Source organism: Lachnoclostridium phytofermentans (genome assembly GCF_000733755.1).
Lineage (GTDB): Bacteria > Bacillota > Clostridia > Lachnospirales > Lachnospiraceae > Lachnoclostridium > Lachnoclostridium phytofermentans_A.
In genome coordinates, this window is record NZ_JPOF01000001.1 from 126,237 (window position 1) to 142,038 (window position 15,802).

The 15,802-nt window shown below is 35.9% G+C and carries 13 protein-coding genes; 9 read left to right on the forward strand and 4 right to left on the reverse strand.

The genetic code is table 11. The annotated features are described in order from the left end of the window. The first annotated feature begins 132 nt into the window (after window positions 1–132). Window positions 133–1,914 carry a DUF885 domain-containing protein gene (locus CC92_RS0100635; RefSeq protein WP_029502321.1) on the forward strand — a complete coding sequence of 594 codons (1,782 nt, stop codon included), beginning with the start codon at window positions 133–135 and terminating at the stop codon, window positions 1,912–1,914. Window positions 1,915–2,099: 185 nt separating this feature from the next. Here CC92_RS0100635 and CC92_RS0100640 read toward each other — a convergent pair whose 3' ends face one another. After that, entirely contained in the window at window positions 2,100–4,028 is a 1,929-nt protein-coding gene (locus CC92_RS0100640; protein ID WP_029502320.1) for a glycoside hydrolase family 127 protein, read from the reverse strand. A 269-nt stretch (window positions 4,029–4,297) separates the two neighbouring features. Here CC92_RS0100640 and CC92_RS0100645 point away from each other — a divergent pair, with 269 nt between their 5' ends. Then, entirely contained in the window at window positions 4,298–5,143 is an 846-nt protein-coding gene (locus CC92_RS0100645) for a helix-turn-helix transcriptional regulator (RefSeq protein ID WP_029502319.1), read from the forward strand. 129 nt (window positions 5,144–5,272) lie between these two features. Here the strand turns inward: CC92_RS0100645 and CC92_RS0100650 are convergent, their stop codons facing one another. Beyond that, window positions 5,273–6,307: a sugar kinase gene (locus CC92_RS0100650; RefSeq protein ID WP_029502318.1), complete on the reverse strand. Its 1,035-nt coding sequence runs from the start codon at window positions 6,305–6,307 to the stop codon at window positions 5,273–5,275. A 488-nt stretch (window positions 6,308–6,795) separates the two neighbouring features. Here CC92_RS0100650 and CC92_RS0100660 point away from each other — a divergent pair, with 488 nt between their 5' ends. From CC92_RS0100660 to CC92_RS0100680, 5 genes are all read left to right on the forward strand, one after another. After that, complete coding sequence (locus CC92_RS0100660) at window positions 6,796–7,449, forward strand: DUF4358 domain-containing protein (RefSeq protein WP_029502317.1); 654 nt, start codon at window positions 6,796–6,798, stop codon at window positions 7,447–7,449. 307 nt (window positions 7,450–7,756) lie between these two features. Beyond that, on the forward strand, window positions 7,757–8,413 hold the full coding sequence (locus CC92_RS0100665; protein ID WP_051650657.1) for an RNA polymerase sigma factor: 657 nt from the start codon (window positions 7,757–7,759) through the stop codon (window positions 8,411–8,413). After that, window positions 8,400–9,044, forward strand: a complete 645-nt coding sequence (locus CC92_RS0100670) for a hypothetical protein (protein WP_029502315.1) — start codon at window positions 8,400–8,402, stop codon at window positions 9,042–9,044. Before CC92_RS0100665 ends, CC92_RS0100670 begins: the two co-directional genes overlap by 14 nt. Before the next feature lie 50 nt (window positions 9,045–9,094). Beyond that, window positions 9,095–10,513 (forward strand): MBOAT family O-acyltransferase, encoded by a 1,419-nt coding sequence (locus CC92_RS0100675; RefSeq protein WP_029502314.1) that lies wholly within the window; start codon window positions 9,095–9,097, stop codon window positions 10,511–10,513. 11 nt (window positions 10,514–10,524) lie between these two features. Further along, window positions 10,525–11,724, forward strand: a complete 1,200-nt coding sequence (locus CC92_RS0100680) for a DHHW family protein (RefSeq protein WP_051650656.1) — start codon at window positions 10,525–10,527, stop codon at window positions 11,722–11,724. A gap of 49 nt (window positions 11,725–11,773) precedes the next feature. Here the strand turns inward: CC92_RS0100680 and CC92_RS0100685 are convergent, their stop codons facing one another. After that, entirely contained in the window at window positions 11,774–12,487 is a 714-nt protein-coding gene (locus CC92_RS0100685) for a lysophospholipid acyltransferase family protein (RefSeq protein ID WP_029502312.1), read from the reverse strand. A 32-nt stretch (window positions 12,488–12,519) separates the two neighbouring features. Next, window positions 12,520–13,635 (reverse strand): RNA polymerase sigma factor RpoD, encoded by a 1,116-nt coding sequence (gene rpoD, locus CC92_RS0100690; RefSeq protein ID WP_029502311.1) that lies wholly within the window; start codon window positions 13,633–13,635, stop codon window positions 12,520–12,522. 868 nt (window positions 13,636–14,503) lie between these two features. On the opposite strand from rpoD, the gene rpsL reads away from it, so the two are divergent. After that, window positions 14,504–14,926 carry a 30S ribosomal protein S12 gene (gene rpsL, locus CC92_RS0100700; RefSeq protein WP_029502310.1) on the forward strand — a complete coding sequence of 141 codons (423 nt, stop codon included), beginning with the start codon at window positions 14,504–14,506 and terminating at the stop codon, window positions 14,924–14,926. A 238-nt stretch (window positions 14,927–15,164) separates the two neighbouring features. Next, complete coding sequence (gene rpsG, locus CC92_RS0100705) at window positions 15,165–15,635, forward strand: 30S ribosomal protein S7 (protein WP_029502309.1); 471 nt, start codon at window positions 15,165–15,167, stop codon at window positions 15,633–15,635. Window positions 15,636–15,802 lie beyond the last annotated feature (167 nt).

The window sequence follows — 15,802 nt, forward strand, 5'->3', positions numbered from 1 at the left end:
AATACTGATTCGTAAAACAGCTAATTGTATATAGAAATGAATAAATTTTTAACCTAGTTTTATTTTTTTGATTATGCAAGTTCATATAAATTACTATTATTAAAATTTAAGAAAATTATGTAGGAGGAGTATATGAAAGAACTGCAAAAAAGAGGGAAGCGAAGTATCATTGCCATAGTGTTAAGCTTAACAATTTTTGTAACAGGCTGTGCAAATAAAGTGGAGCCAAAAGAATTGACGTTTGCCGAGTTTAGTGACAAGATGTTTCGAGAGATCGTTACATCAAGTGCACTAACCTATTCTCAATTTATAGAAAATCCCGAGAATTACGGTATTACAGAATATGAACATATTCTGGCCTCATTAAGTAAGGAAGAGTTTGATAAATCGACCAAACAAAGTGAAGAAGAATTAGCACAGCTTCTTAACTATGATTATAAAAGCTTAACATCAGCGCAAAAGATAGATTATGATATTACGAAAGCTATGTTGGAGCAAAGTATTGCTATCAAAGATGCATACTATTATCAGGAACCGCTTTCTACGATGGATGGAGATCATATCACACTTTCAGGGATTGTTAGTTTGTACGGGAATCGTTACTTCCAAACCTTAGTTGAAAAAGGTAAGGAAAGCAAAAAGGATGTAGAAGAATTTTTTGAAATTTATGAGATGGTTGAAAAGTACTTTAATGATGTAGCTCAGTTTGAACGTGAGAAGGCTAAAGAAGGGCTATTTATGACTTCTACACGAGCGGAAGCAGTTCGTAAATCTTGTCTTAGTGTTGTGAATAATAATGCGTTGGATTACAAAAAAACATTTCAAGAAGAGGTAGCGAAGTTAAGCTTTTTAAGTGATAGTGAGAAGAAAGCGCTGATAGAAAAAAGTGATTCTTTAGTTGAAAAACATATCGTTCCTGCTTATCAGAAGTTAGTGGATACCATGGAGGAATTAAAAGAGCAGGGTGGTAAATCAAAAGGATTCTACGAAACAGAAACTGGTAAAATTTATTATGAGAATCTATTGAAGTCTTCTTGTAGTGTGAATGCAACTCCGGAAGAATTAATGAAGTTGCTGGAGGAAAATCTAGCGGTATATGTAAAAGAAAAAGAAGAGATATTAGCGAAGCATCCCAACATTGAGAATGAAATTGTCATCACTGCAAGACAATGGGGTGATGCAGATGATATAACAAAGATGTTATCTGAGAAAGCAAAAGTTGATTTCCCTGATGCAGGTTTAACATGGGGAGTCAAAGATATGCCTACCTGTATGAATAGCTTTGCAGGAGGATTATTTTATCCATTTGCAATTGATTCAACGTTAAAGGAAGAGTATATCTATCTTGGAACCTTGAATGCTCCTGGGACTCAGCCATATCTACAGGTGTTGGCACATGAGGGAGTGCCAGGACATCTTTATCATTACAATTATTTAAATGATATTGGAACGACAGACTATCGTAAGATTTTAGCTTGGGCAGGTACAGGATTGGTTGGATATCTTGAAGGCTGGACGACTTACGTTGAAGAGATAGGATATTCCTATGGCGGTTTGTCTGATATTCAAGCAAGAGAAACTCAGCTTAATCGTTTGATCGAAATTACATTAGTTACGATAATAGATATCGGTGTGAACTATTATGGTTGGGAAAACAATAAAATATCGGAAGTAATCAGCCAATATTCACCAGGGTATCTGATTATGGGGACGTACCTCAAGAGTATCGTCGAAGAATCACCAGGGTTATATAGTTCCTATGCAGTAGGCTATATTTATACAAAGCAGATTATAGATGCAATCAATGAGCAGTCAGGTGGCACCATGAGTAAAAAAGAAGTTCACGAAAAATACTTATCCGTTGGTCCGGCGACTTATGATATTTTAATGAGAGAGTTAGGGGTTGCACAGTAAACTTATCGTGTTAGTATAATAAAAAAGTGGGAACTAATGAAATCATTCGTTAGTTCCCACTTGATTCATGAGAAGGATAAGCTCGAAAAGTGCGCTTTTCCTTCTTTTTAAATAGATTTCATTTTGTTTTGGTAATCCTTATCTAGTAGTATGATATCCTTTATTCGTTATGGCGAAACGCTATTTTAACATTTTTCTGGTAACCAGACACGCATTTGTGATATCCCTCGATTGCCCCAAGTATAATATGGAATTGCAGTAATCGTGAAAGGGTGTTCCTTCGGTTTCGTATAAGTATAGAGAGTATTAACTTCTTCTGTTCGTAGGCCTGTAAAAGTTAGAGTGACTGTACCACTAAGAACATTTTCCTCATAAGGCTGAACTAAAAATTCAGCATCTTTAGATATACTAAGGGAGAGAATATCATTTTGATTATCAATTCCTTCCACGCAATATACGAGTGGACCCCGTTGTAAGGCTACCAATCCAGAATTATTAGAGACTTTTGTAGTAGTATAAACTTTATGAACACTCATATCGAGATTTAGTTCAATCTCATCTCCTTCTTGATAGTCAAATGTTAGGTATGCATAACCATCTTTGATGATTTCTGTTAAAGAAACGCTCTTGTGGTTGTAAGTAATAGTTGTATGGTTACTCCAATCTGGAATACGAATCGCTAACGTATAAGTGCCTCTTGATTTTATTTGGTAGGTAATGCTTCCATCGTAAGGATAATTTCCGATGCATTCTATCACTTTCCCAAAGTTCGTTTTTATTTCCCCAGCAACGTATAAATGACAGTATAGAGTAGTTCCTTCTTCCGCATAGGCATAACTTCCGATGGAGGTTAGGAGTCTTGCTACATTAGGAGGACAACAAGCACAGGCATACCATTCTGGACGTTTGGGTAAAACATGGCGATGAGTGTTTACTTCACCTGAAATACCAGGAATAACTTCGAGAGGATTAACATAAAAAAACTTTTTACCATCTAATTGCATACCTGCTAGTACCGTATTATATAGAGCACGTTCTAAAACATCTGTATACCTGCTATGTTTATGGAGTTTTAACATCTTTTGTGCAAAGAAAATTAGCCCAATGGAGGCACAGGTTTCTCCGTATACAGTGTCATTAGGAAGATGATAATCTTTGGTAAATGCCTCACCTAACACAGTAGAGCCAATCGCCCCTGTGATATACATCTGGCGTTTTGTGATATTATTCCAAAGTGTATCACAAGCGGAACGAAGGTCATCATCGTTTACATAGAAGGAGAGGTCTGCCATGGCAGTATAAAGATACACGGCGCGAACCGAATGGCCAGTAGCAACGGTTTGCTCTCGAACAGGTTTTGTGCATAGCATATAGTCGGTATCCTCTGCATTCATTCCCCATACCTGCCAAGTCCGTTTTTTCACTTCTTCTTTAAAATAATTAGGCTCTTCACCACGGATATCAATAAAATGTTTACATAGCGTAAGATAACGTTCTTCTTTGGTTACTTCATACAAACGAAGTAACGCAAGCTCGATTTCTGGATGTCCTGAATATCCATGAGGATTTTTTATCATAAAATGTTCATATAAGTGGTCCGCATTCCGTTTCATTACCTGTAATAATTTATCTTTACCAGTAGCCTCATAATATGCGACTGCTGCTTCCATCATATGTCCTGAACAATATAACTCATGTGCCTCTTGAAGGTTTGTAAACCTCTTATCCTTGTCTTTGATCGTAAAATATGTATTTAAATAGCCGTCTTTTTCCTGTGCCTGTTCAATCAAATCAATCACAGAATCTGCAAGTTGTTCTAAGGAAGAATCAGGGAATACAACGAGGGAATAAGCTACCGCTTCTAACCACTTAGCGACATCACTATCTTGAAACACCATTCCATAAAATCCATCAAAGATGGGTTCTCCCCTTAATACTTTTCCCGCAAGGCGGAAATTCTCTATCGCATGGCTTTTTGCTACTCCTTCTATTTCATCGTTTAGTATCTTGTATTGATAAGGTAGTACCGTATGAGTAATCAATTCTTGATAATGGTGAAAAAATCCCTGATTAGAACGAAAGTTTGAAAGTTTTAATGGTTGATAGGTACTCATGAATAAACTCCTTTCTTTTTTTAACCTCATCAGGGAAGTCGGACTTGCCTGTTTTAAATGCCATATAGTGACAATGAGGTAGAGCTGGTAGCGTAAGCGAATTGCGAATATCAGTTTTGATTCTATGGTGATAAAAAATCGTTATAGAAGGAATGAAATCTGTGTTATACTTTATATAGAAGAATTGTAGGAAGCTAATCTAATAAAGCAACGTATCCTGCTAAACGAAATTATTAGGATGGTACTATCCTAATTATAAGCATCGGGAAATGAAAAAACAATGGAATGAAACTACGAAAAAGGTGAGAAAATCCGATATGATAACGTTAGATGACAGCAAATCAAGAATAACACTACAGTCAGTAGGGAAATTTGTTCAGTCAAAGAACTGGATTCATCCAGCGAGGATACTGGATAGTTATGAATTTATATTAGTTGAGGAAGGAACTTTATGGATTGCGCAAGAAGAGCAAAAGTATTCCATAATAGCAAATCAGTACCTATTGTTACAACCCGGAAGGAATCATTACGGAACCAAAGAATTAGAGGGAAAACTAAGCTTTTATTGGGTGCATTTTACAATAGAAAATGAGGGAATACTTCTTCCAACTTTTCTGCATGGAACATTGGAAAATCCATATGTCATAGCAAACTTGCTAAAGCAAATGATGCATAGCTTTTATTCTTTGGACTATCCAGTATGTTACAGTGAACTTTTACTTGGTCAGATGCTTTTAGAAGTTCATAGGATGCAGGAGAAAGCCTTAAAAAATTATCGCCCAATATTAAAGGAAATAGGAGAATGGATACGAATCCATGCAGAAGAAAGGATTAGTGTAAAGCTAGTGGCAGATGTTTTCCAATACAACCCTGATTACTTAACAAAAGTGTTTATGGAAACCTTTCAAATCAGTATTAAGGATTACATAATACAACAGAAATTAGTTCGAGCGAAATACTACTTACTTCATACCAATTATACAATAAAGCAAATTGCAGCAAACTTACATTTTGATGATAGTAATACATTTTTAAAATACTTTAAGTATCATGAAAAGATAACTCCCACCGAATACCGAAATCTATACTTTAATACCCATCTAAATCAGAAATAGTTCGGTAACAGGAAAATAGAAATGAAGAGCAGGATACCAATGTATTCTATAAGAATTCAAATATGCGTTCTTATAGAATACGATGGTATCCTGCCTTTTATCTGAGGTATTTATTTCATGATATTAGTGTTAACGATTCATCTCGCTCTGAGGCCCAATATTTTGATGGGAGGCAATAATCTTATGAATTTCCTTTAAATCCGTGGATGGCAAATCTCCAGGGATAGTATTCTTCACAGCACTTGCGGCATTACCGATTTCAAGAGCTTTCTGACAGTCGTTATAAGCTAATAATCCATAAAGCACACCGGATACATAAGCATCACCACTTCCGATGCGGTCGATGACTTCTATATTCTGATATGGTGCTTCTTCGTAGAATTTATCTTCTACAGCATTATATATTGTGGAACCAAACGTATGCTTCTTCGGACTAATAACAATACGTTCCGTTGTCGCTACGATTTTTACATCGAAATCTTCTGTATAGGATTTCATGATCTCTTTAATTGTTCCGGTCTTACCAAATGTTCTGCGGGAAGTTTCCTCGGATACAAATAAAATATCAACATATGGGAGGATACGTTCAATGTATTGCTTTGCGGTAGTCTCATCCCAAAGGTTAGCGCGGTAATTTACATCAAAGGAAATGAGTGCTCCTTGTTCCTTAAATTTCTTAATGCATTCCTCTGTAACTTTTCTTGTTTGAGGGGATAGAGCTAAGGTAATTCCGCATGTATGGAATAATTTTGTGGATGAGAAAGTGCTTTCTGGAATTTCCTCCATGGAAATCGTGTTGATAGAGGAGTTTCGTCTGTCATACACTACAGAGGACTTTCTTGGATATGCTCCGTTCTCATAGAAATAGATTCCTAGGCGGGCATCTCTGCTCTCATCAAAGATAAGGCAGTCATCACTTACGCCACAGAAACGAAGGTGATTCTTTACATAAGTACCGATGTCATTTTGTGGAACCTTAGAAATAATACCGGTACGAAGTCCCATCATAGAGATACCGGATACAACATTTAATTCTGCGCCACCAGCGCATTTTTCGAATGTATCTCCACGTACAATACGCTCATTGGAAGGAGCAGAAAGTCTTAATAAGATCTCTCCTAAAGCGAGTGCGTCAAATTCGCGATTTTCATTAACCGTCAGCATACAAATTACCTCCATTCGTTGAAAATGTAAACGCTTACATTTATACTTCAATTATACTTTAATTAAGGAAGATGTCAAGGAAATAACGACAGGATTCGAGTTTTGAAAAGTTTTGAAACTTTAATATAATAAAAACAATCTAATTAATGTTAGCTATGTACCGCTGATTTTATTATCATTAGTGAGTAATTATGGTGATACAATTGACTTTATCACACTTACTTCTTATATTATGGTAAAAAACAAGCGTATTACAATGTTAAAAAATCCATATAATAATCCTACAAAAAAAATTACAAAAAAAATTTTTAAAACTAGGTGTAACTTTTTTTGTTAACAGCCGAATAATAGATGTCGACATGAGGATGAGGTTGTGATATTATCGCAACAAAAATTATGAAAATGGAAGAAAAAGTTGTGATTTACTCACAAGCACAAAAGGAAAAAGAAAAGAAAAATTTTAATGGGATTAAAGGAGAGAGAAAACAATGAGACATAAAAAATTAATGGCATTATCTTTAGTAGCCGTATTAGCATTCACAGCATGTGGTAAGAAGGACACAACAGAACCAACACCAACACCTACAGTTGCACCAACAGAGGCACCTGCAGAACCAACGGCAGCACCAACGGAGCAGCCTGGTACAGAGGAAGGAACTGGTGAAAATTTAGGAGCGACAGAATTAAAGAGCAATGAAATTCTTGATAAAGTTCACGAAGAGATAAAGAAAGCTTATGGTGAGAACTATCTTCCTAATATGCCATTTACTGTAGAAAATTTAGATGAACAGTTTGGCATAAAGGCTGATTGGTATGATGCAGCAATCGCAGAAGGACCAATGATGAGTGCCCATGTAGATAAATTTATCGGAATTCATGCAACAGAAGGTAATTTAGAGAATGTTCAGAATGCATTAAAGAAATATCATGAAGGATTACTTGCAGATACTATGCAGTATCCAATGAACTTATTAAAGATTCAGGCTTCTAAAGTTGAAACTGTTGGTGATTATGTATTCTTCGTTATGCTTGGTACAATTGATGAGATGGCATACACAGAAGATAGTGATATGATTAAAGCATATGAAGAACAGAACCAGATTGCATTAGATATCATTAAGAAAGAGATTGAAGCAAAATAAGAACTGATTCCAAAAGATGAATATAGGCTTATTAGTAGTAAGCATTGTCGACATCTGCAATTTGTAACGCTACCGTTGCAAACCCATTCATTCATAAAAAGTAGACAGTTTTGAAATACTATAAATGGAGCGCCGTAGTAGTGCCAACGAATGCCCCGACATTTCCTTGGTTCTACCGTGGCGCTTTTTTTATAGATTATTGTCAGTTTTTGTGCTATACTGGTGGATGCGTGTAGAAGAGTGATAAGTATAGAAAAACATTACTTTTCACAATAATACTAATGCAAAGGCAGAGAGGATGAGATGCATGATGAAGAATGCGGACAATTTCTTCTTAGTGGAAGAAGCTAGGGATGATTTTTATTACCGTAACTTACTTACGGAGCACCCATCTTCCAAAGAAGGAGTTCAATCAGATCAGGATAAGCTTTATTATCAAAAGTTTTTAGATGGCGATAAGGGAGCATTTGAACAACTGGTTATTAAACATAAAGATCATTTGATCTATTTCATACATCGCCTGGTAAATAATATGACAATAGCAGAAGATTTGGCTCAAGACGCTTTTGTGGAAGTCTTAGTTCATAAAGAACGATATCATTTCCAGGTGAGCTTTAAAACATATTTGTTTACGATTGGGCGAAATAAGGCTATTGATTATATACGTAAGAATAAACGGATGATGTTGGTGGAAGATTATCCGGAAAGTTATGACGAGGAAAATCGAATGGAGGATAAACTTATTCGAGAGGAAGAGAGGAAACTCTTATATCGTGCGATCAAAAAGTTAAAGCCGGATTATCAAGCAGCTATCTCACTCATTGACTTAGAGCAAATGACGTATGCAGAAGCTGCAAAGGTTTTAAAGAAAAATGATGCACAGATGAAAGTTTTAATCTATAGAGCTAGAAAAAGTCTTGCAAAGTTAGTAGAAAAGGAGGGCTACTCCTATGAAAACAGATAGGGAATTTATCGATGGAATTTATAAAAAGGCGGAAACACTAAGACAGCAAGAAGATAATATTAAAAGTAAGTCTTGGGCTTCAAAATTCCTTCGATATAATCGGGAAAATAAAAGAATTCCAGCATTTGCTGCGAGCTTAGCATCATTTGCAGTGTTTGCATTAGTGATATTTGCTGGTTGGCAAGCTGGTAAAAGCCCTAATATCAATAACACCGGAAATCATCAGATGCGAACGATTGATGGAGAAAATCCGAATGGCATTGCTAATGTTTCCGCTTATGGTATAGAGGACGGGGATGTCTCAATGGAAGATACAGTGACAGTTCTAGGCGAGATTACTGATGTTGTTGATACGGAGAATCTAAAGAGCATTAACTTACAGGTTACCAGACTACTTTGTGGGGAAGGAACACCAAATAATATAACGATTACAGAGGGTCTACCGCTATCGCTTACAACAAAAATCTCAAAAGGGATCAATGTGATTGTATCTGTGAAACCTATCCTTGGACAAGAGGATTATGCACTGATCGATGAAAACAGTATTTATTTTTATATGAAAGACGAAAATAGTCAAATCTTTTATGAGGCAATTGATGGTACTGTTGTCACGGAAGATAGTTTTGAGTAAAAGTTCATTAGCGATAGATCTTGGTAAATAATTATTATCGGAGGGAAACGATGGTTTTTAGTAGTTTACCATTTTTATTTCGGTATTTACCGATTGTATTAATTTTATATTTTATAGTACCCAGAAAGCTAAGGAATACAGTGCTATTCTTCACAAGTCTGGTATTTTATGCATGGGGAGAGCCAATTTATGTTGTAATTATGCTTTTCTCCACAGTTGTTGACTTTACCCATGGTATGTTAGTGCATCATTTTAAGCAAAAGGGTGAAATTAAAAAAGCGAAGCTTGCAGTAGCATCTTCGATGATTATCAATTTAGCTTTACTTGGATTTTTTAAGTATTCTGATTTTTTGATTTCAAACATCAATGCGTTAACTGGTAGTGATATCGCTTTATTAAAGCTGGCATTGCCAATTGGTATCTCTTTCTATACGTTCCAGACCATGTCTTATACGATTGATGTGTTCCGAGGTGAAGCAGAAGTTCAGAAAAATATTATATCATTCGGCGCGTATGTGGTATTATTCCCACAATTAATTGCTGGTCCAATTGTACAATATAAGACAATAGCGACTCAGCTTCAGGAGCGCAGAGAAAATTTTGATCAGTTTTCTTATGGTGTAATCCGTTTTATGAATGGTTTGGGTAAAAAAGTATTGTTAGCCAATAATATTGGTTTGCTATGGGATAAGATTTCAGCAACACCGAGTGGTGAATTAACAGTGGTAACTGCTTGGCTAGGTATTACTGCATTTGCTTTTCAGATTTATTTTGACTTCTCAGGTTATTCTGATATGGCAATAGGTCTTGGTAATATGTTAGGTTTTCGTTTCCTTGAGAACTTTAACTATCCATATATGTCAAAAAGTATCACTGAATTTTGGCGTAGATGGCATATCTCATTAGGAAGTTGGTTCCGTGATTATGTGTATATCCCTCTTGGCGGTAACCGCTGTGGATTGGGGAAACAGATACGTAACATTGCGATAGTGTGGCTTTTAACTGGTATTTGGCATGGAGCAAGTTGGAATTTTATTATGTGGGGGGTATACTTTGGAGTAATACTTGTTTTTGAAAAATTTGTGTTACTTAAAGTTTTAAATAAATTACCTTCCTTCATTTCGCACATCTATGCAATATTCCTAGTCTGGATTGGCTGGGTCATCTTTGCATTTGATGATTTATCGAGAGGTATTGATTACATTAAGGCTATGTTTGGTGTAAATACCCTTGGCTTTGTAAATACAAATGCGCTTTATCTTCTGATGAACTATGCACTTATTCTTATTATTCTTATCTTAGGTAGTACAGACTTACCTAAGCGACTTGCAATCCGTTTTGTCGGGGAGCATGGTGAGAAAAGAGTAACACCAGTAGTACAAGGTTTGTTTGTTGTGGGAATTTTTATCATCTCTGTGGCATATCTAGTGGATGCTTCCTACAATCCATTCTTGTATTTTAGATTCTAGGAGGTGAGTGTATGTCAGAAGTGAATAAAAACTTAGAAGCGGTACCGAATCCTCCTAAGATAAAGAAAGGTGAGGGGAAGGAACAACGTGGAAGGTTTAGTAATGTTATTATATTCTTAGTGTTAATCTATGGATTAACCATAGCTAGTATGATTAATCCAGTGAAGGGCTTTTCTGAAAGTGAGAACAGAGTACTGGAAGGTCGACCAAAATTCTCATGGGAATCCTTATTTAACGGTAGCTTTATCAGTAAGTATGAGACTTTTGTTACAGATCAGTTTGTATTTCGAGATACTTGGATAGGAATCAAAACTAGAACAGAGCTTGCAATGTTAAAAAAGGATATCAATGGAGTTTATATAGGAAAAGATGGATACTTAATTGAGAAGGTAGAAAATTCAGACGTTGATATGGAACAGCTCGATCGAAATGAGAAGAGATTATATGCATTTATCAATAAATATAAAGAACAACTAGGTGATGAGCATGTATTTGCAATGATTGCTCCTACTGCATTTGAAGTATTAAAAGAGAAGTTGCCACCATATGCAACTGGTTTTGATCAAGGAGCGTTTCTGAATAGATTGGAAGGAACCTTAACAAATCAGTTTATTGATCTTAGACAAACATTCTCAGAGCATAAGGATGAATATATATTCTATCGTACTGACCATCACTGGACTACCTTAGGTGCTTACTATGCTTATGTAGAGTGGGCAGAGGCAATTGGCGTGACACCAATGAGACAAGAAGAATTTGATATTAAGAAAATTGAAGATAAATTTTTAGGTACTATCTATTCTAAAATTAATCTTGAATTATCCTCGGATGAGATGTATTTATATGATTCTGGAAAAAATTATACGGTGGAATACAATATGGATGGAGTACAAAAAAACAGCTTATATGAAATGAGCTTTTTGGATACAAAAGATAAATACTCTGTTTATTTAGGAGGCAATAATCCTATCGTAAAGATTGATTCTGAAAATCATAATGGAAAAAAATTATTGATAATTAAAGATTCTTATGCACATTGTTTTGCGCCATTTGCAGCAAACCATTTTGAAACAACTTATATGGTTGATTTACGTTATTTTAATATGCCGATGTCTCGCTTTATTGAAGAGAATGGTATTACGGACGTATTAGTTTTATATAATGTAAATGGTTATATAAAAGATAAAAATCTTGATAATATGGTAAGATAAAGGAAAAGACTAAAAAAGAACAGAAAGCAAAATGCTTTCTGTTCTTTTTTTAGTCTTTTGTATACTCAGCAATTGTTTCTTTAATCATATTTTCAACTAACTCAGCGATTTCAGTGGATTTCATACCCTTATAATCTTCATAATAAAGTGGTTTTAAATAATGGATTTGAACGGTGGTTTTCTTAATGGAGCTTGTATCAAAAGCTTTGAATGAGTCAATCAATGCTACTGGAACAATAGGACAGCGAGCGTTCATTGCGCTCTTAAAGCTGCCACCTTTAAATTCTCCGATTTGATTTCCTTTTCTACTTCTGGTACCTTCCGCAAAGATAACGAAGTTCTCGCCACCTTTCACACGATTAGTCATGTTTTTAATGACAGTCATAGACTGACGGATATCTTCACGGTCAATAATTTCTGCTTGTAATATGGTAATGATATCACGAAGAAAAAAGATATCTTTTACTTCTTTTTTCATTACAGTAACAAAAGGACGCTCATGAGTCTCCAAAAACGCAAGTGCATCAAAAAGACCTTGATGATTTGGAAATAGGATATATCCGGTTTCCTTTGGAAGGTTCTCTAACCCGTGGCAATCAATCGTTACTCTTCCTCTACGATTAACGATTGGTGCATATTTATGAAGCCATGCATAGCGTTCAAACCGGTCATGCTTATCTATGTTACACAAACGTTTCAGCTGGAAAAACCAGACTGGTAGATTAAAAAAGCTACGTAGAATCATGAAAAGAATTCTCTTCATACGAATGCTCCCTTCCTATATAATGTGTTAACTTAGTTTAGCTCGTAACCCTTCAACATCCGTGCACGACTAGGATGTCTTAATTTGCGAAGTGCTTTTGCTTCAATTTGGCGGATACGTTCTCTAGTAACGTTAAATTCTTTTCCAACTTCTTCTAAAGTACGGCTTCTTCCATCTTGTAAGCCAAAGCGTAGAATTAATACTCGTTGCTCACGCTCAGTTAATGTATCTAGCAGTTTTGATATCTGATCCTGTAATACAGCATAGGAGGCAGCATCTTCTGGTCCCATAATTGTATCATCTTTGATGAAGTCACCAAGATGGCTGTCGTCCTCTTCACCGATTGGAGTGTCTAGAGATATAGGGTCTGCAGAGACCTTAAGGATTTCACGTACCTTTTCAATAGGAAGGTTCATTGCATCTGCTAGTTCCTGTTCGCTAGGTTCACGTCCTAACTCCTGAAGAAGATTTCTTGAAATTCGATATGTCTTATTAATAACTTCCGACATATGTACCGGAATACGAATGGTACGGGATTGATCCGCAATAGATCTTGTGATTGCCTGTCGGATCCACCATGTCGCATAGGTACTAAATTTATAGCCTTTGTTATAATCGAATTTATCGACTGCTTTGATAAGACCTAAGTTACCTTCTTGGATTAAATCTAGGAAGGAGAGTCCTCTTCCTACATATCGTTTTGCGATGCTGACTACTAATCGTAAGTTTGATTCTGCCAGAATTCGCTTCGCCATATTATCTCCAGCTTCAATTTTTTTAGCTAACTCTATTTCTTCTGAAATTGAGAGAAGAGGATAGCTACCGATTTCTTTTAGATATTGTTTTACTGGATCATCTGAGATGGTTGATACCATAGAAGATATGTCTTCTGTATCACCAATGATTTCAGAATCATCCTCTAATTCGAGTAGGGCATCCTCGTTAGGCTCATCCTCGTCTGAAGGATTAAGCACAACAATATTGTTTGCCTCAAGATACTCATATATTTTATCAATCTGCCGTACATTCAGATTTAACTCTTTAAAAAAATCATTCACTTTATCAACTTCAATGACACCTTTATTATCATTCGCAAATGCTACTAGTTCTTTCAGGCGTGCTTCAAAGGTATTTACTTGTTCTTCCATGAGAAGGACCTCCAGTATTTTCGTCTTGGGCGAAAAAAGTCACCAACTAACATTATAGCACAGAGTAAGCACGAATGGAATAAAATCTTTTTACAACAGTATTTTAATATATGGAAAGAAATAAGTTATAAATTGTAAATAATGGAAAACCACAACATATGGTAGTAAATATTGGAATGTAGCTCTATATATTGACTATATGGCCTTTGTGAGGTATAATTTTCAATGTCGATATGACATGTCGTACACAATACAAATGAAAAAACCATTTCATGGTAAAGTTACATAAGACTGTATGTTGTATATTCCAATCTACACTGTAATTTTCCGGGTTATGGAAACGAGCTACATAAGAGAAAAATATTAGGGGATGAGTTTTATTCGCTATAAAAGTACAAAAGATAAAATATATTAAAACACGTTGTAGAGAAAACGAATTCGAAAAATACGAAACAAAAAAAGAGACCTTTTTAAAGGTCTCTTTTTGACTTATATCATATTATCCACTTTGTTATACTATATGAATCGCTTGTTATCTATGGTGACATGTTAAGTTGAATAATTAGGTGGATTTTTACAAACTAATATAAATAGACAATTCTATGTTGTTTTGGATGCTAGGACAAACTGCTATCGCTTCCTATTTAATAATTTTAAAATATAAAATTAACAATAGAAGAATAAGAATACCAAAATTACTTCAATTTGGTATGAAAAAACAGCAGGTTACAGTAAAATTACCTTGACAACAAAGTCAGATGGAAGTATAATCAACTCTGCGTGCATTAGGTGCATGCTAAAATTTACGCAGATCAGTCTGCATAAGCAACCACGAATTTTCGAATACTTATCAGGAGGTGAAAAATTAATGCCAACATTCAACCAGTTAGTAAGAAAAGGCAGAAAGACATTGGAGAAAAATTCTCAGGCTCCAGCGTTACAAAAAGGATTTAACTCCTTAAGAAAGAAAGCGACAGATGCATCCGCTCCACAGAAGAGAGGTGTGTGTACTGCAGTTAGAACAGCGACACCTAAGAAGCCTAACTCAGCGCTTAGAAAGATTGCCAGAGTTCGTTTAAGTAACGGAATCGAAGTAACAAGCTATATCCCAGGTGAAGGACACAACCTTCAGGAGCATAGTGTTGTTCTGATCAGAGGTGGTAGAGTAAAGGACCTTCCAGGTACAAGATATCATATCGTCAGAGGTACACTTGATACAGCAGGTGTTGCAAAGAGAAGACAGGCTCGTTCCAAATACGGAGCTAAGAGACCTAAAGAAGCAAAGAAATAATTTCTCATTACTAATTTGTTGCAACAAGTTTAGCTTGTATGAAGTAAAACTGTTGTTTCGTAGCGTAAGCTACATTGGAATGCCGGGTTAATTTTTTATTTCGAAGACAAACAATTCCCCTGTGGTTGCGGTATGTTGGATTTGAAAATAGATATTAAACTGAGCATGAACACAGTAATGTGAGTACCGTAGAATTAATGACTGTTATTTAACAGTCGATATTAAGGAGGGAAGCAACGTGCCACGTAAAGGACATATACAGAAAAGAGATGTATTAGCAGATCCTATTTACAATAATAAGATCGTTACAAAACTTATTAACAACATCATGCTTGATGGTAAGAAGGGAACTGCACAGAAAATTGTATACGGTGCATTCGAGAAAGTTGCAGAGAAATCCGGTAAAGACGCAATTGAAGTTTTTGAAGAGGCTATGAACAATGTTATGCCTGTTCTTGAAGTAAAAGCTCGTCGTATCGGTGGTGCAACATATCAGGTACCTATCGAAGTTAGACCAGATAGAAGACAAGCACTTGGTCTTCGTTGGTTGACAATGTTCTCTCGTAAGAGAGGCGAGAAGACTATGGTTGATCGTCTTGCTGGCGAGCTCTTAGACGCAGCAGCTAACACAGGTTCTGCTGTTAAGAGAAAAGAAGATATGCACAAGATGGCAGATGCAAACAAGGCATTCGCTCATTACCGTTGGTAAGATAAAAGAGTTTTTAAAACGCCTCGGCGTTCGCTCATTACCGCGGGTAAGATAAAAGAGTGCTTAGAACGCCTCGGCGTATACGCTCGTTATCACTGGTAAAAACCGGAAGATAATGAGCGATTAGGCATTTTTGTGCGAAAATTTGTTTGTTTAACTAGAAGTCT

Excerpts from the sequence above, each read along its gene's own strand:
- CC92_RS0100640 (WP_029502320.1), bottom strand. The coding sequence starts at position 4,028 with ATGAGTACCTATCAACCATTAAAACTTTCAAACTTTCGTTCTAATCAG.
- CC92_RS0100680 (WP_051650656.1), top strand. The coding sequence starts at position 10,525 with ATGTCAGAAGTGAATAAAAACTTAGAAGCGGTACCGAATCCTCCTAAG.
- rpsL (WP_029502310.1), top strand. The coding sequence starts at position 14,504 with ATGCCAACATTCAACCAGTTAGTAAGAAAAGGCAGAAAGACATTGGAG.
- CC92_RS0100635 (WP_029502321.1), top strand. The coding sequence starts at position 133 with ATGAAAGAACTGCAAAAAAGAGGGAAGCGAAGTATCATTGCCATAGTG.
- CC92_RS0100645 (WP_029502319.1), top strand. The coding sequence starts at position 4,298 with ATGAAAAAACAATGGAATGAAACTACGAAAAAGGTGAGAAAATCCGAT.
- rpoD (WP_029502311.1), bottom strand. The coding sequence starts at position 13,635 with ATGGAAGAACAAGTAAATACCTTTGAAGCACGCCTGAAAGAACTAGTA.
- CC92_RS0100660 (WP_029502317.1), top strand. The coding sequence starts at position 6,796 with ATGAGACATAAAAAATTAATGGCATTATCTTTAGTAGCCGTATTAGCA.
- CC92_RS0100670 (WP_029502315.1), top strand. The coding sequence starts at position 8,400 with ATGAAAACAGATAGGGAATTTATCGATGGAATTTATAAAAAGGCGGAA.
- CC92_RS0100650 (WP_029502318.1), bottom strand. The coding sequence starts at position 6,307 with ATGCTGACGGTTAATGAAAATCGCGAATTTGACGCACTCGCTTTAGGA.
- CC92_RS0100665 (WP_051650657.1), top strand. The coding sequence starts at position 7,757 with ATGATGAAGAATGCGGACAATTTCTTCTTAGTGGAAGAAGCTAGGGAT.
- CC92_RS0100675 (WP_029502314.1), top strand. The coding sequence starts at position 9,095 with ATGGTTTTTAGTAGTTTACCATTTTTATTTCGGTATTTACCGATTGTA.
- CC92_RS0100685 (WP_029502312.1), bottom strand. The coding sequence starts at position 12,487 with ATGAAGAGAATTCTTTTCATGATTCTACGTAGCTTTTTTAATCTACCA.